Origin of the sequence: Roseateles sp. (assembly GCF_036486225.1) — a bacterium.
Taxonomy (GTDB): Bacteria; Pseudomonadota; Gammaproteobacteria; order Burkholderiales; family Burkholderiaceae_C; genus Roseateles.
In genome coordinates this window covers 1-23,397 of record NZ_DASVNZ010000385.1, presented here as the reverse complement: position 1 = coordinate 23,397, position 23,397 = coordinate 1, and the positions used below count along the sequence as shown (strand labels likewise).

The following is a 23,397-nucleotide window of genomic DNA, read 5'->3' as shown; positions in this document are numbered from 1 at the left end:
GTCCGCATTTCTTTGGCCAACGTCCGGACATGAGCGATCCCCTTTCCGATGTCGTGCGTCTGCTGCGACCGCGCGCGGTCATGGCCAACGTGATCAGCGGCAAGGGCGGCTGGGCGGTGCGGTACAGCGAGTACGGCCAGCCGAGCTTCTGCATCGTCCTGGAGGGGCACTGCCGCCTGGCGGTCAACGGCCATGAGCCGGTGGCGCTCCAGGCCGGCGACTTCGTCCTGCTGCCGACGACGCCGGCCTTCACGCTGTCGAGCGTCGATGCGGTGCCGGTGATGCCGATGGATCCGCGGGAGGCCGCGAAGACACGCGGCGAGCTGCGTTACGGCGAGCGCCGCGGGGCGGCGGACATGCGATCGCTCGGCGGCGCGTTCGAGTTCGACTGCGCCGATGCGGGCCTTCTGGTGGCGTTGCTGCCGCGCGTGGTGCATGTGCGGGGCTCGGAACGACTGGCGCTGCTCGTGCAGCTGGTCAGCGAGGAAGCGATGGTCCCCAAGCCGGGCGGCGAGTTCATGACCTCGCGCCTGGTCGAGGCCATGCTGATCGAAGCCATGCGGGCGAGTTCAACCTCGGACGCGCCCGCGGGCATGCTGCGCGGCCTCGCCGACGAGCGGCTCGCCAAGGCGCTGCAGCAGATGCACGCGCGGGTCGAGCGGGCGTGGACGGTGGCGCAGCTCGCGAAGCTGGCGGCGCTGTCGCGCTCCGCGTTCTACGAGCGCTTCACGCGCACGGTCGGTGTCGCGCCGATGGAGTACCTGCTGGCCTGGCGGATGGAGATCGCCAAGGAGCTGCTGCGCGCCGGCAAGCTGGCGGTCTCGGAGGTGGCGGAGCGCGTTGGCTACGGCTCGACGAGCACCTTCAGCACGGCGTTCAGCCGGCAGGTCGGTGTGCCGCCGAGCCGGTATGCGCGAGGATGACGCCGACGTCCGGAGGAGAGGCTCCTGCCGGCCACGGCTCACGGCTCACTGCTCCCGGCGGGTCGGGCACCTGGCCCCTGGAACCCGACACGGAAAGAGCGCAAGATCGCGCCCGGAGGTCCCGCAGAGGGATCCTGGGGAGAGAACGACATGAACCGCCTTGCATCCATGGCCGCGACCTTCGTCATCGTGGCCGTCCTGAGCGCCTGCGCGCGGCAGACCATGCCCATCGAGGGCAGATGGAAACTCAACGTCAGCAAGACGACGGCCAACGCCCAGTCCCTGGGCTTGCCCGCCGACGTCGTGGAGGACATCCGCAACCGCATGGGCGTCACGCGTCTGAAGATCGACAGGACCTCCGTCACAGTCTCTAGGCCGGGCGTGACCGACGTGGATCGCCGGGAGCTGCTGATCCACACGAAAGAGGGCGACTGCCTGATGTTGAGCCTGAAAGGCAATGACGGACAGCATCGCTACTGCCGCGACGGCGGCCACCTCATCGTCAAGGAACCGCGCAACGACCTCGTGTTCGTCTACGACCGCGACTGATCGCCATCGAAGGACGCGGGCGCGGCCGGCAGGCGCCGGTCCGTCGACGGACCCGGCGCTGTCGCGGCCGCGCCATCGGACGCCGCCCCGTGCCATCGCAGCATGAGCCGCAGGCCGAGGAGCACGGCCATCGCCATCAGGCCGACGCCCGCGGCCCGTTGCTCGTCGAAGAGGTAGTTGACGCAGAGCCGGCTCGTCGCGTCCATGTACAGCAGCCCGGCGGTGGCGAGCATCCAGCCGACGTTGCCCAGCAGGAAGGTCTCGACGCCCAGCGTGAGCCGGCGCAACGCCGTGCCCAGCAGGAACCCCGACACCCAGAGCGAAACATGCTTGAGCAGATCCACGGCGGGTGACAGCAGCGCGAGGTCGAGCGCCGCGGGAATCATCCAGGCGAACGAGGTCGCGATCACCGCCAGCACCGAGGTCAGACCGAAGGCGTCGACCGCCGCGATGCGCCTGGCGATCGGATCGGGGAGCTGCCGACCGGCGATAAGCCCCGCCAACACGAGCAACGGCAGCTGCAGCACCATGTGGGCGAACATGCTCGCCTCGACCGCATGGCGGAGCGGACTGATCAGCCAGATCAGCGGCGACGCGACGAGTACCCACCTCATTGCGAATCCCCGCCGCCGCGCGCGACCTGAGCTTCGCTCGGTCGTTCGCCCTCTCCCGCTTGCGGGAGAGGGAGGGGTGAGGGCCAGCGGCCTCTCGCCTGCCTCAGTGCGGTTTCCCACTCGTCGTACTCGTGGATGCCGAGCACCACGCCGGAGCTGTCGATCACATGGATGGCGCCGTTGTGCACATAGCCCCCGAGGCCGTCCGGGATCGCGATGACGCCCAAGGCGCCGGTGAGCTTCTGCAGCGCCTCGATCTGTGTCGGCGCGCTGATCGTCCATCGCTGGCCGTCGGCGCGGTGAAGCGCCGCATAGGCCCGCAGCGCGGGCACGGTATCGCGCACCGGATCGATGCTGACGGAGAGCAGCCGGACATCCCCGCGGCCTTCGCGACGGAGCGCCTCCTGCACCCGGTAGAACTCGGCGCCCAGCGTCTGGCAGACCGAGACGCAATTCGTGTAGATGAAGTCGACGACATAGACGGCGGGGCGCGGCGTCGAGCCGCCCCGTGGCGCGGTGCCGAAAGCCTTCATCGACGCACCGTCCGCATTCACGAGGGATGTCGGTACGGCGCGCAGCTCACCGCGGCTCACCTGATCGCGCCGGAGGTCCTCGAAGGTCCAGAGTTCGAATCCCCGCGTCAGATGCCCGATCGCGCCTGCGGCGACCCCGAGGACGACCGCGCAGACCGCGAGGGTCGGCATCAGACTCGTCGTCGTCGTCGTCGCTGGACGTGAGGCGGAATCGCTCATGCGCGCACCTCACTCGTGCGACGGCAGGTCCTTGTCGCCGGCGAAGGGCGCGGTGCGGTCCTTCGTCTCCTCGCGGACCTTGGCGACGGTTTCCGCGGTCACGGCCGCGCCGGAGTTGCCCCATTGCGACCGGATGTGCGACAGCACCGCCGCGATCTGCGCGTCGTTCAACTGATCCTTGAAGGCGGGCATCGCGCCGTTGTAGGTCGTGCCCTTGACCGTCACCGGTCCGGTCACGCCGTGCAGCAGGATGGCCGCGGCGGTCGTGTCCTTCCCCGCCACCCACTCCGAGCCCGCCAGCGGCGGAAACACGCCGGGCAGCCCCATCCCCGACGCCTGATGGCAGGCCACGCACAGCGAGGCGAACAGCGCCGCGCCGTCCACCTTCGCGCCAGCGGCGTTCTTGGAGGGGCCGGCCAGCTCCGATTCCTGCCGGCCGTCGCCCCAGGCCGCCGGCGTGTTGATGTCGGCGAGCGCGATGTAGACGACGCCCAGCGCCATCAGCGCGATGGTGGTCGCGAGGACGAACCAGGGCACCGGCGTGACCTGCTCGGTGGGGTCGGGGAGTTCGCGCTTCTGCTGCGCGGAGACGTCGAGGTCGGCCATAGGTCCTCCCGTTTCAGCGCGCCGCGCCCGACGCCGCCGTTGCGGGCGACTCTGGCGGCAGCTCGACGATGGCGTAGGTGTGGTTCAGGCTCTTCAGGTAGGCGACGAGATCCAGCGCCTCCTTCGTCGCCACGACGGTCTTGCCGTGCGAGTAGCCCGGCGGTAGGACCACCTCGACATCGCCGGGATCGGCCTTCGCCTTCAGCTCGAACAGGTAGGGATAGGACGGCATGATGCTGCCCTGCACATAGGCCCGCGGCTGGAACAGGTGGCCGAGATGCCACTGGTCGCTGGGCTGCCGCGCCCCGATGTTGAACAGGTCCGGCCCGGTGCGCATCGTGCCGAGCAGGTGTGGCGTGTCGTAGGCGTAGTCCGCCGCGACGCTGGGTCGGCCCCAGCCGCGTTCCGTGTCCGGCGCGAAGGCCTTGGCGCGCGGCTGCTGCGAGTGGCAGTACACGCAGCCGTTGGCGATGTATTGCTGGCGTCCGCGCAGCTCCGCCGACGTGTAGGGCTTGAGTTCCGCGGGCGGCGGCAGGTCGCGCACCGTCAGGTAGGGCACGACCACGAGCGCGCTGGTCGCCACGCCGAGCATCACCATCCCGCCGGCCAGCAGCTTGGTTTCGTTGTACATGGGCGGCTCCGGCTCAGATGGCGCGCAACAGCGTCGGTTGATCCTGCCCGGCGGACTTGCCGGCGAGCAGCAACGCGAAGTGCACCGCGAAGACCACGTGCCCCAGCGCCATCAGCCCGCCGCCGATGCTGCGCAGCTTCAGGTAGGGAATCGTCAGCGTCACCGATTCCATGAAAGGCCGCGACGCGTCGAGCATCGCCTTGCCTTGCTCCCAGCCGCCGATGCTGGTGCTGAGGAAGTAGATCGTGATGCCGACGGCGGCGAGCCAGAAGTGCGCGCCGATCAGCCAGGGCGAGGGCCACTCACGCGTCGTCACGCGCGGGACGACGAAGTAGATGGCGCCGAAGAACACCATGGTGACGAAGCCGTAGAGCCCGAGGTGCGCATGGCCCACGGTGTAGTGGGTGAAGTGGGCGACGGCGTTGACGCTGCGCAGCGCCTCGAAGGAGCCCTGCACCGAGCTGGCGAAGTACATCAGCCCGCCGAAGGCGATGAAGCGCAGCGTCGGCGAATGCCGGATGGCGGCGAGTCGGCCCTTCAGCGTGCCGTGCATGTTGACGCTGAAGGCCAGCACCGGGATCACCATCATGAAGGACTGGACGATGGACAGCGTGATCAGCCATCCCGGCACCGGGCCGCCGATCAGGTGGTGGCCGCCGACCTGGCCGTAGAAGAAGGCCAGGCCCCAGAAGCCCAGCAGCGAGAGGTTGTAGCTCTGCACCGGCCGGCCCACGATCTTGGGCAGGAAGTAGTAGATGGAGGCGAGCGCCAGCGGCGTGTAGAACAGGCCCAGCACGTTGTGGCCGAACCACCAGTTCATCGCGGCCTGCTGCACGCCCTTGTGCAGGCCGGGGACGTTGGCGACGAAGAACAGCACCGGGAACCAGAACAGCGCGCAGCCCATGTACCAGACCGAGACGTAGAGGTGGTGGACCTTGCGGTTGAGCAGGGTCAGCACCAGCGGGACGCCGACCAGCGAGCCGCCGATGACGAAGAGGATGTCGATCTGCCAGGGGATCTCCAGCCACTCGAGGCCGTCGCTGAAGCCGGCGGCGATCGCGCCCAGGCCGGCGATCAGCGCGGCGTTCCAGAGCGCGGCGCCGAGGAAGGCGTAACGCGCGCCGACCAGCTCGGTCTTGAGCAGCCGGGGAATGACGAACAGCGCGATGCCCAGTCCCGCCATCGGCGCCCAGCCGTAGGCGACGGCGTTGAGGTGGATGGTGCGGATGCGGCCGAAGGTCAGCCAGGGGTACTGCACCAGCCAGTCGGGCTCGTGGAGCTTGATGGAGGCGGTCAGCCCGGCGGCGGAGGCGACCAGCAGCCAGATGAAGGCGCAGCAGAGGAAGAAGAACACCAGCGGGCCGGAGGAGGCGTCGGCGCGGGCGCGCTCGGCGAGCTCGCGGGCGTCGGGCACGCCCTGCGGCGGGCTGGTGCCCTGCAGCGCCTGGACGCGTCGGCCGGTGGAGGCGGGGTCCTCGACGGTGCCGACCTCGCCGGCGGCGAAGATGACTTCAGCGGCTGTCGGGTCGCCGTCCAGGATGCCGCGTCGTTGCGTCCAGATGAAGATCATCAGCGCGACGACGGACAGCACGAACGCCGACATCAGGATGGCGATGGTGTTCACGGAACCCCTCCTCGAATGCGGATGCATGAGGGACGTGGCGGGGCTCGGTCGGGCGTCTAACGGCTCTGGGTCTCGATCCGGCGGCACCACGCGGTGCGGCGAGCGTCAGGCTCGCCGCAGTCCTCGTTGACCGCCGGATGATGGACCGGCCGTGCGGGATCGGAAGGAGGGATTACGCGAATCCGCTCGGGCCGGGTCAGCTCAGCTCAGCTCAGCTCAGCCGCAGGTTGGACTGGTTCTCGTCCACGAGTCGGCGATAGACGCGGAAGTGGGCGGCGGAGGCGCGCGGCTCGCCGAGCTGCTCGCACAACGAGCCCAGGCGGTAATGCGCCTCGGCCAGGGCCGGGTTCAGGTCGAGCGCCTGCTCGAAGGCGGCGATGGCGAGGGTGGCGCGACCGGCGCTCTCCTGCACCTTGCCGGCGAAGAAGTACAGCGAGGCGATGTCGCTGCACCAGCCGACGGCCTGGTCGATCAGTTCCAGCGCGTCGTCGTGGCGGCCCTGGCGGCTGAGCAGCGAGGTCAGCTGCGAGAAGGCCTCGATGTGGCAGGGATCGTTGGCGATGGCCTGGCGGTAGCCGGCTTCGGCGGCGGCCTCGTCGGTGGTCTCGGTCAGGGCCGCGAGTTCCACCAGCGCGTCCAGCGCGGCGTTGCTCAGGCCGCGCGCCGAGCTGTGCAGCTCGACGTCGTCGACACGCAGGGCGGGGCGCGCGGACACGATGCGCAGGAGGACGTCGGCGGCGGAGATCGGCGGGTTGGTGGTCATGGCAGTGCTCTGAAGAGTTGCCTGAATGGTGCCGGGGGTCGGGACTTGCCTCTGCCGGAGAGCGGTGCGAGTGCGTGTAGGACAAGCGGAAGAGAAGAGGCCCCGCGGCGCACGGTCCCATCGATGGGCGAGCCGTGGATGGCCCCGGCTCGCCGCCCCGCCGATCTCACTTGAGCGTGACCAGCTCCTCGGCGATGGTCGGATGCAAGGCCACCGTGCTGCGGAAGTCCAGCCAGGTCGCATTCGCCTTCAAGGCCACGGCGATGAACTGGATCATCTCGGCGACGCCTTCGCCGAGCAGATGCACGCCCACCACGCGGTCCGTCGCATCGTCGACCAGGACCTTGAAGAAGACCTGATCCTGCGAGCCGGCGAAGGCCTGCGCCATCGAGCGGAACCGCGTCTTCAGCACGCGCAGGCGAGGGTAGTGCTCGCGCGCCTGCGACTCGGTCATGCCCACGACGCCGATCTCGGGCGTCGTGAAGACGGCGGTCGGGACCAGCGCGTAGTCGATCTCCGGCGATTCGATGCCGCCGTAGTGGCGGTCCGAGAACGCCTGACCCTCGCGGATGGCCACCGGCGTCAGGTTCAGACGATCGGTCACGTCGCCGATGGCGAAGATCGAGACGACGGTCGTGCGGCCGCCCGGGCCGACCACGATCGCGCCCTTGTCGTTGACCTCGACGCCGGCTGCTTCGAGCCCGAGTCCTTCGATGTTCGGGAGACGGCCCGTGCTGAGCAGGACGGTATCCACCTCGAAGGACCGGCCGCCGGTCGTGGTGACGCGCAGTGCCGCGCCTTCCCGCTGCAGCAGCTCGATGCGGTCCTCGAAGACCAGGTCGACGCCGCGCATGGACAGATGCTCGCGCAGCGTCTCGGCGATCTCGTCGTCGAAGCCGCGCAGCAGCGCCGGGCCGCGCACGAGCTGCGTCACCTGGCTGCCCAGACCGGCGAAGACGCCGGCGAACTCGACGGCGATGTAGCCGCCACCGACGATCAGGAGGCGCTTCGGCTGCTCGGGCAGATGGAAGAGCTCGTCGGAGGTGATCGCCAGTTCGACGCCGGGGAAGTCGGGGCGGGCAGGCGCGGCGCCGGTGGCGATGAGGATGCGCTGGGCCGTCACGACCTGGCCGCTATTGCGCAGCCGCACGGTGTTGGCGTCCAGCAGCGTGGCGTGTTCGGGGAAGGTCTGCACGCCGGCGCCCAGGAGGTTGCGCTCGTAGACGCTCTCCAGGCGGTCGATCTCGGTGTCCTTGTGGCTCATCAAGGCGTTCCAGTCGAAGCGGGCGGCCGGCGCGTCCCATCCGAAGGCCTTGCCGGACTTGATCGCGTCGGGGATGCGGCTGGCGTAGACCATCAGCTTCTTGGGCACGCAGCCGCGGTTGACGCAGGTGCCGCCGAAGTTGGCGCCCTCGGCGATGCCCACGCGCGCCCCATGCTTTGCGGCGACCCGGGCGGCACGCGCTCCGCCGGAGCCTGCGCCGATCACGAAGAGATCAAAGTCGAACTGCTGCATACGTCAATGGCCCGGACGTTGTTCCGGGCCCTCCTATCGATACGAGAGCGTAACGATGTACGCCCTGGTCATCTACAGGGGGCGGGGGAACAGGGAGTTGTCTGCGGAGGAACAATGCGGCCGCCAAGCTGCAGGCAGCCCCGGCGATCGCGGGCGGCCTTACCCCAGATGTGCGCTCAGCGGGGGCAGCATCGATCCGCCGCTCTCGTTCACGAGCCGCTGGTCATGCACGTAGTCCTGCGTCACCTCGACCACCCAATCCCGCTCGAATTTCTTCGCCAGCTGCTGAACCAGTTGGTCGAAGGTCAGCGCATCCAAGGCGTTGCTGTCCAGGTGAACGGGACCGCCCGTTCCTTCCTGAACGAGGTCGCAGAGCGCCGCCGCGGTGTCGGACATGAACGAGCACGCCGGCCGCCAGGCTGAACTCGCGCGGATGCGCCCGTCCCGGGCGTGCTGCTCATCCAGGTGGCGGAGCATGTTGTTGCCGACGGCGTCCGCCGCGATCTGCCAGCCGATGCGGGCCACCGTCGCCGACGGACAGGCCGTCAGCACGGCGTCCTCGCATCGGATCTTGTACTGCCCGTAGTCGTCCTTGGCGGTCCGCGGGTCGCCGGGTCGATGAGGTCCGTCCGGCGAAGCGTCGAAGACCATCGCGGTGCTCACGAAGACCAGGTGGACGCCGTGCAGCCGCGCGAAGCCCGCCAGTTGACCTGCCCAGGACTCGGCGCCCATCGCCAGGTGGACGATGGCATCCGGCGCCTCGGCGCGGAGGAAGGCGAGGGCGGCGGTCTCGTTGGCGGGATCCACCGCGTTGCGGTCCCACGCGACGACGTCCCAGCCTCGCGCTTCGGCTTCGCGGCCGACCCAGGGCGCCACGGTGCCGTTCAGTCCGGTGATGAGGAGCTTCATGGACACATCAATCTATGCATTTTTGACAGCCCGACTCTGCCACGTGTCCAAGATGATCTACAAACCGGGTCCCGTCGCAGCTCTGCTCCGTTCATGCCCGTTTCCTCCGGTAGATGCCTTTCCCAGTTCTCTCCGTTCTCCCCGCGCCACGCGTGCCTGATTGCGGTCCTCCTGTGCGGCTTGCTCGGTACCGCCAGCGCAGCGACGCTCCGAGGCGAGGTGGTCGGCCTTGCTGACGGCGACACACTGACCGTGCTGGACAACGAGCACCATCAGCATCGCGTGCGGCTGGTCGGCATCGATGCGCCGGAGAAGCGCCAGGCCTTCGGTGAGCGTTCGCGCCAGCACCTGTCCGAGCTGGTGTTCAGACAGGAGGTGGTCGTCGACTGGAAGAAGAGAGACCGCTACGGCCGCATCCTCGGGGTGGTCCGCGTGCGTTCGGTCGATGTCGGTCAAGCCCAGCTGAGAGCGGGCCTGGCGTGGCACTACAAGGCGTACGCGCGGGAACAGGCGGCCGGCCAGCGCACCCTCTACTCGGCCGAGGAGGTCGATGCCCGGCGCGCGAGACGCGGCCTGTGGAGCGAGGCGGCGCCGACCCCTCCGTGGGAGTTCCGGCGCAGCAAGAAGTGAACGGAAAACCTGCTGGCGCCAGGCTGGCGCCGGGCAGCCACTAGGTCCTGGGTTCGAGATAGTCCGACGACGCCTTTGCCTTCGATGCTTCCGCCAACGGAAGTCTCAGTGCGACCTCCAAGCCGCTGCCGTTGTCTTCCCCCAGGCGATCGCGCATCTCGATCCGACCGCCGAGCTGGTCCAGTACGGCCTTGACGATAGCCAGCCCCAAGCCGCTGCCGGGCTCGCGCTGCGCCGGATCGCGGAAGAAGCGGTCGAACACGCGCTCGCGCAGCGCTGGCGGGATGCCGGGGCCCTGGTCCGTCACGTACAGCAGGGCCTCGCCGCCGGCGCGTTTCAGCATCACGCGCACGGTGCCGCCCACCGGGCCGTACTTGACGGCGTTCTCGACCAGGTTGTCGACCAGCGACTCCAGCGAGGTGAGCTGCGCCGCGACGCACAGCCCCGGTTCCGCAGAGAGCTCGAGCTCCACCGATCGCGCCGATGCCAACGGCGACAGCACCGCCAGCCGGTCCTGCAGCAGGCGGTCCAGCTCGACGCGCTCGACCGGATCGGACCCGTGCGCTTCGCTGCGCATCAGGCGCAGCAGCTGGTTGACCATGCGCGTGGCGCGATGGCCGCTGCTGATCACGCCGGCCATGAGCTGGCGTTCGCGCTCGTCGCGGGCGTTCACGCGCAGCGCCTCGACGTTGACGAGCATCGCCGCCAGCGGGGTGCGCAGCTCATGGGCGGCGTCGGCGACGAAGCTGCGTTCGCGTTCGCTGCTGTCGCGCACGCGCCGCATCCAGCCGTTGATCGCGTCGACCATGACGGCGAGTTCGCGATGCCCGCCGCGATAGGCGAGCGGGGCCAGGTCTTGCGGGCCGCGGGCGGTCATCTCGCGGGCGACGCCGGTCCAGGGCCTCATCGCCAGGCGGATCGACAGCCAGGCCGGCAGGACCAGGAAAGGGATGCTGATCAGCAGCGGCAGCAGGAAGAAGCTCTTGGAGAAGATCGTGATGAAGACGTTCATCCCGTGGTCCTGGGCGAAGAACGTCGTGCGTGTTCCGCTGGGCGCCATCACCGTCTTGGCCACGTAACCCACGCCGTCGACGCGAAGCGGGTACTCCTCGTCCAAGGGGCCGGACGGGACGACCGCAGGCGCCTGCGGACTGCGATAGGCGACCTGCCCGCGCTGCTCGACGATGAAGCTGGGCTTCGGATCGTTGAGCTCGTCGAATTCATCGACGATCGCTTCATGGGCGCGGTCCAGGACGCGGTTGCGGCGCGCCGGGTCCTCGACGAGTTCGTCGGCGATCGCGTTGATCGTCTCGTAGATCCGGTGGCTCTGGAGCAGCGGCCGCGCGCCCTGATACAGCAGGTAGACGAACCCGATCGACCAGAGCAGCGTGAGCAGCAGCATCTGCGCCACCAGCAGACGCCGGACCAGGCTCGGCCTGAAGACGGCGGACGTCGCCGCCCTCAGGCCGCGGAGGACCGCTGTGCTCATGGGCCCTCCTGCAGATCGATCACGTAGCCCACGCCGCGCACGGTGCGGACGTAGCCGTCGCCGATCTTGCGGCGCAGGTTGGCCATGTGCACGTCGAGCGAGTTGCTGGCGTTGCTCTGGCCGCCGGGGAGCACCTGTTCCTCGAGCGTGCGGCGGGTGACGATGCGGTCGGTGCGCATCATCAGCAGGCGCAGCAGGTCGTACTCGCTGACGGTGAGCTCGACCGGGCGGCCGGCCACGCTGACGCGGCGCGTGGGGAGGTGCAGCTGCAGGTCGCGCACGGTGAGCAGGTCGCCGTCGAAACCGTAGCTGCGGCGGGCGAGGGCGCGGATGCGCGAGACCAGCTCGGCGACCTCGAAGGGTTTGACGAGGTAGTCGTCGGCGCCGGAGTCCAGGCCTTGCAGGCGGTCCTTCAACGCGTCGCGGGCGCTGAGGATGAGGACGGGCAGCGAGCCCTGCTCGCGCCGCAGGCGGGCCAGCAGATGCAGGCCGTCGCCGTCGGGCAGGCCGAGGTCCAGCAGGACCAGGTCGCAGGCGCCGTCCTCGAGTTGGCGCAGCGCGCCCTCGATGTTGCGCGCCCAGACGATGTCCATGCCGTGGTCGGTCAGCGCGATGCGCACGCCGTTGCCCAGGTCCAGGTCGTCTTCGATGAGCAGGATCTTCATGCCGACATTGGACCAGCCCGGGGCGCAGGAAAGGGCCGTGGCGGACGGCGCTTCATCCTTTCTTCATGTCCGGCTCAGGTTGGGTTCATGAGGGTTTTCGACACTGCCGTGGCGGTCCGGCGGGTTGCCGGGCGCAGTTCAGGGAGTAACGACATGACTGCTGCACCTCAGCACCGTCCGATCACACCGTCGCTCTACGTCATCGTCTGCGCGCTGGGCGCGTGCGCGGCCGCATTCGATCCGCTCTTCGCGGCGCAGGAGCGCAAGGACTTCGTCGTCACCTGCGCCGGTCCGGAGGGCTGGGCTGCGTGCGACCGGACGGCGGCGGAATGGTGCAAGGGCAACTACCGCGTCACCGGCCGCCAGGCGGAGGGCAGGCGGCTCTCCGGCGAATGCCGACCTTTCAAGCGCTTCGAATGAGCGCGATCCACTTCTCAATGACATCCACGAACACCACCATGATGAAACTTTCTCCTGCCGTTCTCGCCTCCCTGATGCTGCCGATCGGAGTAGCCGCGCAGGCGCAATCCGCAACGCCGGCCGCGCCGAGGTCCTCGCTCGTCGTCCAAGGAGGCGTGGGGGTGTCGACGCGGTACACGGGCTCCGACGAGCGGATGGTGGTGCCGCTCATCGGCATCGAGTACGCGCATGCCAGCGGCTTCTTCGCGAGCACGCAACGCGGCGTCGGATTCGCCGGCGAGGCGAGCGGCCTGAGCTACAGCGCGGCGCTGGGCTATCGCGGCGAGCGCAAGGAGAAGAAGAGCAGCGGCTTGAGCTTCAGCACCGGCAGCAAGTACCTGCGCGGCATGGGCGATGTGAAAGGGAGCGCCACCGCGAACCTGGCGCTGAGCTATGCGGTGATGGAACGCCTGCAATTGCAGGTCTCGACGGAGCAGGCGATCTCCAATCGCGACAACGGCTCGCTGTACAGCATCGGCGCCGCGGCGACGCTGCTGGCGGATGGGAAGAACACGGTGGTGCTGTCGGCGTCGGCGAATGCGGCCGACAAGAAGTACATGCAGACGTATCACGGGGTGACGGCGGCGCAGTCGGCGAGGTCGGGGTACGCCGTTTACACGCCGAAGGGTGGCATGCATCTCGCGGAAGCTGGGGTGAGCTGGCAGTACAAGCTCTCGACCGACTGGAGCGTCACCGGGATGGTCGGCGCGCAGACGCTGCTGGGTGATGCGAAGAAGAGCCCGCTCACACGGCGCACGACGTCGCCGGTGGGGGCGGTGTTTGTGAGTTACTCGTATTGAGGTCGATCACCGTCAACGGATAAGTTTTTTCGTTTCGCGCGACGGGATGCCCAAGCGGGCACGCACAATTGGGTCGTCGCCTTGGTAACGATGTCGCTCCTCGAGCGCTGATATCTCTTCGTCCGAATAGATGCGCTCGTACTCATCAAAGTGAGTCGAAACGGGCAACTGAGATGACTTCGGAGCGTCTTCGGTCTTTGCTAGAGCCGAACGCTTTTCCTCCAAGGACTCGACTAGTTGCGTGCTCGTGGCCTTCGTGTCGTCGACCGTTGCTGGGGCTTTCAGATCTGCAGATCTCGGCGAAGGAGCTTCAACGACGAGGGCGGCTGGAGCTGGGGGCTCGGAGGTCGAGGGCGCCTCCGTAATTTCCACAGAGGCAAGACCTGGTGCCGGCGACTCGATTTGGGCTGACTCACTACGTGTACGGTCGGACGTCTTGCTTCCAAAGACGAGGTAAAGCGCAATCGCTCCGACGGCAACCAGCGGTATCCAGTTGACGACGATAGCGACATTGGAACTGCCGCAGTTTGGGCACACCCGAGACAAGTTCTTCCCGCGCGGATACCAGGTGTACCGGCAGTCTTTGCACCTGTTCAGACTACGTAGCGTCTGCGCCATAGATTGATCACTCCCCAATCACATCGCAGTTAGGTCTGCGGTCGTTTGCGCTAGCGCAGCCGCAGCCTTGTTTAGCGCTGGTTGCAGCGTCTCTGCGCGCTGTGCAGCGCTGTCTCGGAAACGACGGAGTTCAGTTGCACCTGATCCAAGAATCGCTTCAAGTGCTACCTTCCGTGCGCCAAATTTTGACTTGATCGTCGCGATGTCGGCTGCTGATATTGCAGTGGCGGGATTGAAGACGAAGCGGCGCTCGCAACTGGAGCGCCAATCCACTACAGCACGGGTCAGGCCTTCGCCGAAGCCGCGGACCTGTCGCACTCGGTTCCAGTCCACATCTGCAGCGGTCTCGATGCCGAAGGACCGCAGCGCTGCTTTTCGAGCGGGGCCGACGCCAGCAATGTCTGCGCTGTCGATGAAGAACCCGTCCAGGAACTTCTGCTTCTGCCGGTCTTGAGCTGTGGCTTTGAGTTTGTCCAGTTCGTGTTGCTCACGCTGAGGAATGGCCTGGTATTCGTCCCGCGCCTTCACAAGTTCCTGGCGACGCATACTGAAGCCCTGCGGGCCTGTTTCGGCCTGAAGCTGACCTGAGAGACGCTCGTACTCGCTTTGGGCGGCGGCCTTCGCATCTTTTCTCCTCTTCCACTCCGCGCTCCGGGCATCAGCTCCAACGGAGGACAGCATGTGCCAAACAACGAATGCAGCCAAGGCACACCAGAACCATGCCGCAGGTTCTGACACTGCAACGACTAGAGCCAGCCCAACGGCTAAGAGTCGATAGCCCAGGACGTCATTCTTCCCTCTGACTCCACTGGGCAGTTCCTTCGGCTTGACGTTGAAATTGCCAATGCTTGGCAACGTCACGACCGGCGGGACCGGAACCGCCTCAATGAGCGCCCAGGCTTTGGCCAGCACGAAGCCCGTAGCCGTGGGGGTGTAGGTCGTGCCGAGGTCAATGAAATAGGCGATGCCTTGCCGCTCAAGCGTGCACCAAGGGCATGCAGACAAGTGATCGGGATACACGTGCATTGACGAGCTCACGGAGCATCGCTTCAACCTACTGCGCAGTGCATCGAGAGCGGCTACCCATTGTTTGGCGGTTGGCCGACCGCCCTGCGCGCCAGTCTCCGTGAACGCCGCATGGAGCATGCTCTGCATGGCGTCCGGAACGATCTCCGTGGGTATTGAGCGCGGGGGAGGAGAGAACCCTCGTTGTCGGGCATCGCGTGCGTAAGCGTAGCGATAGCCTTTGATGTCGCTCTCCAGAGCGTCGCCGACACCGTCGCGAAGTGGCACCCCGGAGTACGGGTGTCGACCGCCGAAGAGGAGATGGAAGATGAGCAGTGCCAAGCCAAAGTTGTCATGGTTTGGCTTGCGGACGATTCCATCGAAGGAAGACAGCCCTTGCAACTCTGGCGGCGTAAAGTGCGAGACACCTACCTCGCAAAGGTGCAGGGTGCCTGCGGCGTTGACTTGGCAGGAGTCGCAGTCGATGAGCACTACCTTGCTGTCGGAGCCCACCATCACGTTACCCTGGTTCACATCTCCTAGGACGTGTCCGTGCTCGTGAATGGTCTCAAAGGCGGCGGCTGTATTGCGCGCAACAAAGAGGAGGTAATCCCACGCGGCTTTCGGTCGTTCCTGTCTGCGGTGAGCAGGGCTGTAGACCATATGAATGGGCTCTCTGCCTGTCACCTTGGGCATCAAAAAACCGATGACCGATCCGCCCTTGCCGTTGTGAAGTGTCTCCTGCGGCCAGGCCGCATAGCGGGTCAGTTTGGAATCCGCAGTAGCGGCCATGAACGACAGCTTGGCCTGTTTTTTGGCATCCGGAGGCTTGTGGTACAGCTTGGCGACCTGTTCGGCAGACGCTGGAACCTCGAACACGGAACCTTCGCCACCTCTTCCAAGTTCTCGGCCAAGTTGAAGGGCCAAACCCTTCGATGTGGTGACCGTCTTCGCCATCGCAAATCACGCTTGCTGCACTGCTAGCACAAGTGTCTTGTCGTCATCGGTGCGCTCGTTCACCGCCGGACTGGAGAGGAACCTTTGGAGGGCCTTCTGCAGCTCGTCCTCTTGATCAAACGGCGCAGTGCTTAGCACACGGAAGAATGGCGAAAAGAACGGCTCGTGAGCGGTGTTCGTCGCCATGTTCAATGCAAGTCGTTGCAGGCCGTCGCTGAAGGCTCCAGCTCGGATCACCGGCTCCGTGAACGCCTTGGTGACGAGAACCTTCACAGCATCTTCATCTGTGACGAAATGGGTCATGTTGGCGTATTCGCCGGCCATCGGGACAATGGGGACCTCAAGGCCTTTGCCAACGTCGAGCACGATGCCGCCATCGCCAATCTGAAGCGCTAGCGTTCCGCCGGGCGCAGAGATGATGCCGAGAAAGGTGCATGCGTAATCGCGAGCAGTTAGGCCGGTCGACTCCGCTGCAGCGTAGATATGCGAGCGGACAGCAACGACCAGTTCGACCGCAAGTGCGTCGTTGATTCCAAACTCTGCGTGCGCAAGCGCGCCTGCCATGAACGACGCTGCTGCTTGCACAGCGAGCTCGGCGCCTTCACCCCCGCGAAGCGCACTGCCCGCACCGTCCGCCACGAACATCGAAAGGACTTCCAGCCCTGCGGAAGTCCGATCAACGCTAGCCCACGAACTGTCCTCGCATCCTCGGCCTGCGGCGATGTGCGAAGTTCCAACGTCGGAGGCGTTGACGACGCGCCAGTTCACACCGAGGCCCAGCCCTTCGGTGCCTCGAGAGGAACCTCAGTGCCCGGGGTGGAGCGGGAGACAGAGCGCAAGGAGCTGGACAGCCAACTGAACAACTCTCGAAACTTCAGGCCGTCCAGCGACAGCGGCTCGCGCGAACTGATCTGTTTCAGGACATCCATGTTCGCGCCTTTCACGCCGATGGCGAAGAAGGCGAAAGCCTTCGACGCTTCACCCTCGCGGACAGCTGCCGCCGCGGCTTGCCACGCGTCAGTAGGACCGCCGTCAGTAATGAGAAAGACCCAGGGCCGGTAGTACGAAATGCCGTTTGCGCGGTACTCGTTCTTCCGTTGCTTGACGAGCTCGATGCCTTGCAAGATCGCGCTCCCCATGGGCGTATCGCCTTGACTGCTGAGCACTGGAGGATAAAACGACGATGCGCTCGTAAACGGTAGCTCCACCTTGGTCGGTCCGAAGGTGACGATGGAGATCTCCACACGCTTCATGGCCAGCGCATCGGCCGCGAGCTCGTCCTTGAAGGTGACCAAGCCGGAGTTAAGTTCCGCGATTGGCTGGCCGCTCATGGAGCCGGAGACATCCAGGAGAAGAACGCAAGGGCACCGAGGCTCCGGGTTGTCGGCGAAATCGTTGGTCTCGAACGAAATTTGATCGCTCACGCTCACTCCCTTCGGCTAATAGTTGTTGCAGAAGTGTATCTGGAGGGGGAGAGGCTTGTGTGCTCCCTAACCAGGGGGGCGGGCGCATGTCGATCGCCCAAAAACGATGACGATCGAATCGCTAAAGAGGTCAAGCAGTGAGGCCAAACACTGAACAGTGAAAGCGATACTTGTACGACCCCTCAGGGACAGCGAACGACGGCTCTCGGCGAAATATTAGAAGTCCGTCGAAACCGCGAGCGTGCCCGAACCGGCTCCGCAAGAGCAGCGAAGCGTCTTGTCGCCTCAGCTTTTCCATCAAAGTGCGGTCGTTTACGACTGGAAGGGCGCCGGCAGCTTCAGCTCTTCATACAGCTTCTCAATTTCGGAGAATGTAAGGTAGCGCTTGACCCATTTGTCCTTTGCGCGAAGGTACTGGACAAAGATCACAGGCCGCTCGGGCGTACTCTTCGATCCGCTGAAATCAACGAGCTGAATTTCGCGGCAGTACGGTTCTCTTCGAACAACTTCGGCCGCCATGAACAGATAAGCCTTGTGTTGATGCTGCTCTAGTTTCAAATAGTCGGGTTGCAAGGCGCCGTCGTTGATTGGCGCAATGTTCGCCATGTACTTTGGAGCCGAGGCGAACGCGTCTTCGATTCGTTGTGAGCTAAGCAAGTACGACGCTCGCGGGCTCTCCACCTGTTCATAGAGTACTCCTCGCCCAGCCAGGGCTTCCATTACGGCCATTCGAGTCGACTCGGGACATCGGAGTCCGAAGTAGACCGTCTTCACTGCACGGAAATCGTGCGCATGCACTCCAGGCGGAGCCGTCACCACACGCACCTCTTGCTCGTACGACCAAGCGGTTGACTTAATTCCCAGCATCTCCTGCAACGCGGCTTCCGGAGTCTTGCGCCCGATGAACTGATTCGACCGCAGCACCGGCACAGCATCTTGATATTTCACGTCGATGCAAGAGTGCAGGGCCGGCTCGAACTCCACGAGCTTGTCTAGGTCGTATCCGATGCAGAAGCCCTTGTGTGACCCGCCATAGTGTGCCCAGATCAACTCGGAAAGCGGCGTGTAGCTCAAGGAGAAGATGCCACTCTTGTCCACAAAGCTCAGGACCTCATCAAGTGCGGATGAGACAGAATCCAGAGAGTTGAAAGCCTTTGGGGCGACAAGCGATACAACACTTCGAAGCGCAGAGAACTGGGAATCCAGATCGCTTCTGTTGAACCGACCTTCAAATGGGTCGTTGAGTGTGGCCCGTAACGCAGAGAAGAACGTGGCGTCTCGCAAGCCTGCCAAGTCTCGCTCGAGTGTCGTGGATTCGCCGCTGCGGTACTTGAAGGCAAGACGCTGAGAACTCATAAATTGGCCCCCCGTGTGGGGTCATGGATAGTCGTAGACGAGTTGCATCGCAGAGTTGAGGCTGCTTCTTCAGGCGAGAGTACGCTGACGTCAGTTCTCTGCCGAGAGCGTGAACCCCGACCCCACGACACCATTCAGGACAAGCGGCTTTTTCGCATCGACCACCCACCGGAACGGCACCGTCTTTGCGGGCTCGTCCTCAACGACAGGCACGTCGTCCGGGATTGATTTCTTCAGGCGCTGCTGGCCACCGATCTCGTCTCTCACCTCGGCAGAACGCTGGGCAGAGCTGATCGCTTCGCCTTCAAGGACCCAGGTGTTTCCCTCAAGCTTGGTCTGATAGCGCAGCGTCAGAAGGACCACTGCCAGTCGGCAGGTCGATTCGCCACCGCTGCACTTCCGACCTGTGCTGATGAAGGGTCCGAGTCTCGTCACCGTGCCGGGAAAGCGGGAGATCTTGAGGTTCTCGGTGCTGGAACCACCAAGGTCCGGAACCCGGTGAAGGTCATCCTTTGCATCTCTCCAAGCAAAGGTGACCCGAGGACCGATGACGTCAGAAGCGGCTTCGGTCGTTGCGGGTGAGCTGCAGCCTTGCAGGGCGGCGATTCCGAGAAGCAGTGCGACGCGCGATTGATTCAGCTTGATTGTTTTCATCTTCCCTCCAAAAGAATGGAAAGAAGATGCTAGCGATGCACAGTCGAGACTCGGCTAAAGACCACGCCAGATGGCCAATTGCTGCACGGAATCGTGGCGCGCTGTGGGGTCATGTCTTGCCCCGAAAACAAAGCCCAGAACAGGTTGGCCTAGTTCAGCTTCTGCTGCTCACACCGCCACCGGCGCCTTGATCGCCGCGTGATGCTGATACTCCTGCAGCTCGAAGTCCTCGAACTCGTAGTCGAAGATCGACTCCGGCTTGCGCTTGATGTGCATCGTCGGATACGGGAACGGGCTGCGCGACAGCTGCGTCTCCACCTGCTCGAAGTGGTTCGAGTAGATGTGGCAATCCCCGCCCGTCCAGATGAAGTCCCCCAGCCCCAGCCCGCATTGCTGCGCCAGCATCTGCGTCAGCAGCGCGTAGCTCGCGATGTTGAACGGCACGCCCAGGAAGATGTCCGCGCTGCGCTGGTACAGCTGGCACGACAGCTTCCCGTGCGCCACGTAGAACTGGAAGAACGCGTGGCAGGGCATCAGCGCCATTTGGTCCAGCTCCGCCACGTTCCACGCCGAGACGATGATCCGGCGCGAGTCCGGGTTGGTCTTCAACTGCTTCACCACCTCCGCGATCTGGTCCACGTGCCCGCCGCCGGCCTTCGGCCAGCTGCGCCACTGCACGCCGTAGACCGGACCCAGGTCGCCGTCCTCGCGCGCCCACTCGTCCCAGATCGTGCAGCCGCGCTCCTGCAGCCACTTGACGTTGGAGTCGCCGCGCAGGAACCACAGCAGCTCCAGGATGATCGACTTCAGGTGCACCTTCTTCGTCGTCACCAGCGGGAAACCCTCGCTCAGGTCGAAGCGCATCTGGTGACCGAAGACGCTGCGCGTGCCCGTGCCGGTCCGGTCACCCTTGGCGACCCCGTGCTCGTACACGTGGCGCATGAAGTCTTCGAACTGGCTGCGCACCGGGCGCGAGGAAGTGATGTCGGCGGTCATGGGGAAGATTTTAGAGTGGTGGACGGGCACGGCCGCTGGCCCTCACCCCAACCCTCTCCCGCAAGCGGGAGAGGGAGTAACACTCAAGCGTTGAATTGGAGAGCGGCCAGGCGCGCGTACAGGCCGCCGCGTGCGACGAGCTCGGCATGCGTGCCCTGCTCGACGATGCGGCCGTGATCCATCACGACGATGCGATCAGCGCGCTGCACCGTCGACAGGCGGTGCGCGATGACCAGCGTCGTGCGGTCGCGCATCGCTTCATCCAACGCCTGCTGGACCAGCCGTTCGCTCTCGGCATCCAGCGCGCTGGTGGCTTCGTCGAGCAGCAGCAGCGGTGCATCCTGGAGCATCGCCCGCGCGATCGCGATGCGCTGGCGCTGTCCGCCGGACAGGCGCACGCCGCGCTCGCCCAGGAAGCTGTCGTAACCGTCCGGCAACTGGCGGATGAACTCGTCCGCATGCGCGGCCTTGGCGGCGGCGATGACTTCCTCCCGGCTCGCGTCCGGACGGCCGTAGCGGATGTTGTCCAGCGCGCTGGCCGAGAAGATCACGCTCTGCTGCGGCACCAGCGCCATGCGGCCGCGCAGGTCGGCCAGCTTCACGCGGTCCACCGCCACGCCGTCCAGCTGCAGTTTGCCGCCCTGGACGTCGAAGAAACGCTGCAGCAGCTGCAGCACCGTGCTCTTGCCGGCGCCGCTCGGGCCGACGAGCGCCACCGTCTCTCCGGGCTCGATGCGCAGCGTGAAGTCCTCCAGCGCGGCGCGGTCGGGCCGCGACGGGTAGTGGAAACGCACCTGCTCGAAACTCACGCGCGCCGGGCCGGCCGAAGCGGGCAGGGCGACCGGCGCCGCCGGATCCGCCACCGGCGACTGCGCCGCGAGCAGCTCCATCAGCCGCTCCATCGCGCCCGCCGCGCGCAGCAGGTCGCCCCAGACTTCCGCCAGCACCGCCACCGACGACACCAGCAGGATCACGTAGACCACCGTCTGCCCGAGATGACCGGCCGAGATCTTGCCCGCCATCACCGCCTGCGTGCCCTGGTACAGCCCCCATAGCAGCGCGCCGAAGGTCGCCGTGATGATGAAGGCCACCAGGAAGGAGCGCACCTTGGTCCGCTTGCGCGCCGTGTCGAACGCGGCCTCGCTGGCGACGTCGAAGCGCACCGCCTCGCGCGCTTCCTGCGCGTGCGACTGCACCACGGTGATCGCGTTGAGCATCTCCGCGGCGATCGCGCTGGTGTCGGCGATGCGGTCCTGGCTGGAGCGCGACAGACGCCGCACCCGGCGTCCGAAGAACATCGCCGGTGCCACGACCAGCACCAGGATGCCCAGCACCTGCGTCATCACCCACGGATTGCTGTAGATCAGCAGCGCCACCGCGCCCAGGCCCATGATCACGTTGCGCAGCCCCATCGACAGGCTGGAGCCGACGATGCTCTGGATCACCGTGGTGTCCGTGGTGATGCGGCTGATGACCTCGCCGGTCTGCGTGGTCTCGAAGAACTCGGGGCTCTGGCGCAGCACGTGGCTGTAGACGGCGGTGCGCAGGTCGGCGCTGACGCGCTCGCCCAGCCAGGTCACCGCGTAGAACCGCAGCGCCGAGAACACGCCCAGCGCCGCGCCGGTCGCGAACAGCCAGACGAAGTGCTCGCGCAGCGCCATCAACCGGTCGCCCGGATCGGCGGAGACCAGGCCCTGGTCGATCAGCTGCCGCAGCGCGAGCGGGAAGACCAGCGTCGCCGCGGCCGCCAGGATCAGGAAGACGATCGCCGCGGCGATCCGCCCCCGGTACGGCCGCAGGAAAGGCCACAGCGCCGGCGCCATCGCCCGCAAGGGGGGCGGCGTCTTGGGCGATGCCTTGGTCGGTGTGCGCACGGCGTTTGCCTGTCCGCCCGATGAGGGAGCCGACTCGGGGTGGACACCCGTCTCCGAGGGGGAGGAGGTGGGAGAAGTAGGGGACATGGCGGACATGAGCTCAGTTTAGGGGCCACGTGTTGCGGGAATGTCCCTACCCACGCAAAGCCCATCCCAGGCAGTGATTGGCACGGCAATCATTGCCTAAGCAATAATTGTCATCAAGCATTTCCAGAAGATCCGTCCTGGAAATCCGAAGTAACGAAAGACGACGCCATGAGTGCCAAGTTGCCCCCGCCCGCCGATTTCTATAGCGCCGACAGCTTCACGTCGGAGCCTAGCCTGGGCTGGCTGCTGCGGCAGATCAAGCAGTCCATGGTGCTGCAGGCCGACAAGATGCTCGGCCAGCATGACCTGACCCACGCCCAGTGGGCGCCGATGTTGCGCCTGCGCTTCAACGGTCCGATGTCCAGCGCCGCGCTCGCCCGCGAGCTGGCGATGGACGGCGGGGCGATGACCCGGCTGCTGGACCGGCTGGAAGCCAAGAACCTGGTGCGCCGTGAGCGATCGGTCGAGGACCGGCGCGTGGTGATGGTCTCGCTGACCGAGGTCGGCGTGAACGCGATGGCGGCCGCCCCCGGCGTGCTGTCCAAGGTCTTCAACGACCACCTGGCCGGCTTCACCGACCAGGAGTTCCGCACGCTGATCGGCCTGCTGCAGCGCATCGTCGTCAACGGCCAGGCTATCCGCGACGCGGGCTTGACGTCCGAGTCGTCGACGCTGGTCGACAAGTGCGAATGACGAGCAACTGATCGATGAGCCACGACGGACAAGTGCGACCGATGCTGCCCTTTTCAATTGCCTGCTCCCTCCAAAAGAACAACATTGAGGACCCCCCGATGACCTCCCGATTCCTTCACCGCACCACCCTGGTCCTGGCCATGGGCGCGGCGCTGCTGATGGTGCTCACCGCCTGCGCGCCCATCCCCAAGCTGGACCAGCCCGGCCGTCCGCTCGACGGCGCCGAAGCGGCCCGCCTCGGCCTCGACGACAGCCAGAGCCCCGCGCTCGATGCCGCCTGGTGGAAGACCTTCCGCGATCCGCAGCTGGACGCGCTGGTCGACCAGGCGATCGCGAACTCGCCCAACCTGGCGCTGGCCCGCGCCCGCATCGCCCGCGCCGCGGCGATGACCGAGAACGCCGAGGCCGCGAAGCGCCCGGCCGCCGAGCTCGAAGCCGACGCGACCCGCCAGCGCATCACCGAACACGGCATCTACCCGCCGCCGCTGGCCGGCAGCGTGCAGACGCTGGCCAACATCCAGGCCGGGCTGAGCTACGAGTTCGACTTCTTCGGCAAGCATGACGCGGCGCTTCAGGCCGCGCTCGGCCAGCGGCGCGCCGCCGAGGCCGACGCCGCCGCCGCGCGGCTGAGCGTGTCCAACGCCGTCGCCAAGGCCTACGTCGCGCTCGCGCGCAGCCAGGCGCAAGGGCGTCTGCTGGAGCAGCAGAAGTCGCTGCGCGACCAGTCCTTCGACCTGGTGCGCCAACGCAGCGCCGCCGGCCTGGACAACGGGCAGGACCTGCGCGTCGCCGAGGCGCCGCTG

General features: G+C 66.1%; 24 protein-coding genes. 7 read left to right on the top strand and 17 right to left on the bottom strand.

Going from position 1 to position 23,397, the window contains the following annotated elements; all coding sequences use genetic code 11:
• Nucleotides 1-29 precede the first annotated feature (29 nt).
• Both VF536_RS24995 and VF536_RS24990 read left to right on the top strand, forming a co-directional pair.
• A complete protein-coding gene (locus VF536_RS24995; protein WP_331617663.1) occupies nt 30-923 on the top strand; it encodes an AraC family transcriptional regulator in 894 nt (297 codons plus the stop codon).
• 150 nt (nt 924-1,073) lie between these two features.
• A complete protein-coding gene (locus VF536_RS24990; protein ID WP_331617662.1) occupies nt 1,074-1,472 on the top strand; it encodes a hypothetical protein in 399 nt (132 codons plus the stop codon).
• Here VF536_RS24990 and VF536_RS24985 read toward each other — a convergent pair.
• The 8 genes from VF536_RS24985 to VF536_RS24950 all read right to left on the bottom strand — a co-directional run bounded on the left by VF536_RS24985 (nt 1,457) and on the right by VF536_RS24950 (nt 8,887).
• Nucleotides 1,457-2,086: a hypothetical protein gene (locus VF536_RS24985; RefSeq protein WP_331617661.1), complete on the bottom strand. Its 630-nt coding sequence runs from the start codon at nt 2,084-2,086 to the stop codon at nt 1,457-1,459. The two genes, VF536_RS24990 and VF536_RS24985, sit on opposite strands and share 16 nt — an antisense overlap.
• Entirely contained in the window at nt 2,083-2,838 is a 756-nt protein-coding gene (locus tag VF536_RS24980; RefSeq protein WP_331617659.1) for an SCO family protein, read from the bottom strand. The genes VF536_RS24985 and VF536_RS24980 overlap by 4 nt, the downstream gene beginning before the upstream one ends.
• 9 nt (nt 2,839-2,847) lie before the next feature.
• Complete coding sequence (locus VF536_RS24975; RefSeq protein ID WP_331617658.1) at nt 2,848-3,444, bottom strand: cytochrome c; 597 nt, start codon at nt 3,442-3,444, stop codon at nt 2,848-2,850.
• Nucleotides 3,445-3,457: 13 nt separating this feature from the next.
• Nucleotides 3,458-4,075, bottom strand: a complete 618-nt coding sequence (locus VF536_RS24970; RefSeq protein ID WP_331617657.1) for a cbb3-type cytochrome c oxidase subunit II — start codon at nt 4,073-4,075, stop codon at nt 3,458-3,460.
• Between the two features lie 13 nt (nt 4,076-4,088).
• Nucleotides 4,089-5,699, bottom strand: coding sequence for a cbb3-type cytochrome c oxidase subunit I (locus VF536_RS24965; protein WP_331617656.1), 1,611 nt, complete (start codon nt 5,697-5,699; stop codon nt 4,089-4,091).
• A gap of 211 nt (nt 5,700-5,910) precedes the next feature.
• Nucleotides 5,911-6,462, bottom strand: coding sequence for a tetratricopeptide repeat protein (locus VF536_RS24960; protein ID WP_331617655.1), 552 nt, complete (start codon nt 6,460-6,462; stop codon nt 5,911-5,913).
• 166 nt (nt 6,463-6,628) lie between these two features.
• Nucleotides 6,629-7,978, bottom strand: coding sequence for a glutathione-disulfide reductase (gene gorA / locus VF536_RS24955; protein WP_331617654.1), 1,350 nt, complete (start codon nt 7,976-7,978; stop codon nt 6,629-6,631).
• A gap of 159 nt (nt 7,979-8,137) precedes the next feature.
• Nucleotides 8,138-8,887 (bottom strand): sugar nucleotide-binding protein, encoded by a 750-nt coding sequence (locus VF536_RS24950; RefSeq protein WP_331617652.1) that lies wholly within the window; start codon nt 8,885-8,887, stop codon nt 8,138-8,140.
• Nucleotides 8,888-8,980: 93 nt separating this feature from the next.
• On the opposite strand from VF536_RS24950, the gene VF536_RS24945 reads away from it, so the two are divergent.
• Entirely contained in the window at nt 8,981-9,517 is a 537-nt protein-coding gene (locus VF536_RS24945; protein ID WP_331617651.1) for a thermonuclease family protein, read from the top strand.
• 40 nt (nt 9,518-9,557) lie between these two features.
• Here the strand turns inward: VF536_RS24945 and VF536_RS24940 are convergent, their stop codons facing one another.
• The gene (locus VF536_RS24940; RefSeq protein WP_331617650.1) at nt 9,558-11,006 is read right to left on the bottom strand and encodes a HAMP domain-containing sensor histidine kinase; all 1,449 of its coding nucleotides are present in this window, start codon (nt 11,004-11,006) and stop codon (nt 9,558-9,560) included.
• Nucleotides 11,003-11,671: a response regulator gene (locus VF536_RS24935; protein ID WP_331617649.1), complete on the bottom strand. Its 669-nt coding sequence runs from the start codon at nt 11,669-11,671 to the stop codon at nt 11,003-11,005. The genes VF536_RS24940 and VF536_RS24935 overlap by 4 nt, the downstream gene beginning before the upstream one ends.
• Before the next feature lie 153 nt (nt 11,672-11,824).
• Between VF536_RS24935 and VF536_RS24930 the strand changes: the two genes are divergently transcribed.
• Together VF536_RS24930 and VF536_RS24925 are read left to right on the top strand one after the other, a co-directional pair.
• Entirely contained in the window at nt 11,825-12,091 is a 267-nt protein-coding gene (locus VF536_RS24930) for a hypothetical protein (RefSeq protein WP_331617648.1), read from the top strand.
• Nucleotides 12,092-12,252: 161 nt separating this feature from the next.
• Nucleotides 12,253-12,930 carry a MipA/OmpV family protein gene (locus tag VF536_RS24925; RefSeq protein ID WP_331617647.1) on the top strand — a complete coding sequence of 226 codons (678 nt, stop codon included), beginning with the start codon at nt 12,253-12,255 and terminating at the stop codon, nt 12,928-12,930.
• 636 nt (nt 12,931-13,566) lie between these two features.
• On the opposite strand, the gene VF536_RS24920 is transcribed toward VF536_RS24925, so the two are convergent.
• The 7 genes from VF536_RS24920 to VF536_RS24890 all read right to left on the bottom strand — a co-directional run bounded on the left by VF536_RS24920 (nt 13,567) and on the right by VF536_RS24890 (nt 21,901).
• Nucleotides 13,567-15,510: a helix-hairpin-helix domain-containing protein gene (locus tag VF536_RS24920; protein WP_331617645.1), complete on the bottom strand. Its 1,944-nt coding sequence runs from the start codon at nt 15,508-15,510 to the stop codon at nt 13,567-13,569.
• A gap of 6 nt (nt 15,511-15,516) precedes the next feature.
• Nucleotides 15,517-16,278 (bottom strand): PP2C family serine/threonine-protein phosphatase, encoded by a 762-nt coding sequence (locus VF536_RS24915; protein WP_331617644.1) that lies wholly within the window; start codon nt 16,276-16,278, stop codon nt 15,517-15,519.
• Nucleotides 16,275-16,934 carry a vWA domain-containing protein gene (locus tag VF536_RS24910; protein ID WP_331617643.1) on the bottom strand — a complete coding sequence of 220 codons (660 nt, stop codon included), beginning with the start codon at nt 16,932-16,934 and terminating at the stop codon, nt 16,275-16,277. The genes VF536_RS24915 and VF536_RS24910 overlap by 4 nt, the downstream gene beginning before the upstream one ends.
• 312 nt (nt 16,935-17,246) lie before the next feature.
• Nucleotides 17,247-18,290: a DUF2971 domain-containing protein gene (locus VF536_RS24905; protein WP_331617642.1), complete on the bottom strand. Its 1,044-nt coding sequence runs from the start codon at nt 18,288-18,290 to the stop codon at nt 17,247-17,249.
• Between the two features lie 90 nt (nt 18,291-18,380).
• A complete protein-coding gene (locus VF536_RS24900) occupies nt 18,381-18,944 on the bottom strand; it encodes a hypothetical protein (protein WP_331617641.1) in 564 nt (187 codons plus the stop codon).
• 168 nt (nt 18,945-19,112) lie between these two features.
• Entirely contained in the window at nt 19,113-19,940 is an 828-nt protein-coding gene (locus VF536_RS24895; RefSeq protein ID WP_331617640.1) for a thymidylate synthase, read from the bottom strand.
• Nucleotides 19,941-20,023: 83 nt separating this feature from the next.
• The gene (locus tag VF536_RS24890) at nt 20,024-21,901 is read right to left on the bottom strand and encodes an ABC transporter transmembrane domain-containing protein (protein ID WP_414710448.1); all 1,878 of its coding nucleotides are present in this window, start codon (nt 21,899-21,901) and stop codon (nt 20,024-20,026) included.
• Nucleotides 21,902-22,069: 168 nt separating this feature from the next.
• Between VF536_RS24890 and VF536_RS24885 the strand changes: the two genes are divergently transcribed.
• Both VF536_RS24885 and VF536_RS24880 read left to right on the top strand, forming a co-directional pair.
• Nucleotides 22,070-22,594, top strand: a complete 525-nt coding sequence (locus VF536_RS24885) for a MarR family transcriptional regulator (RefSeq protein WP_331617638.1) — start codon at nt 22,070-22,072, stop codon at nt 22,592-22,594.
• Nucleotides 22,595-22,692: 98 nt separating this feature from the next.
• Nucleotides 22,693-23,397 (top strand): TolC family protein (locus VF536_RS24880; RefSeq protein ID WP_331617637.1); only part of this gene is annotated, 705 nt, incomplete at its 3' end.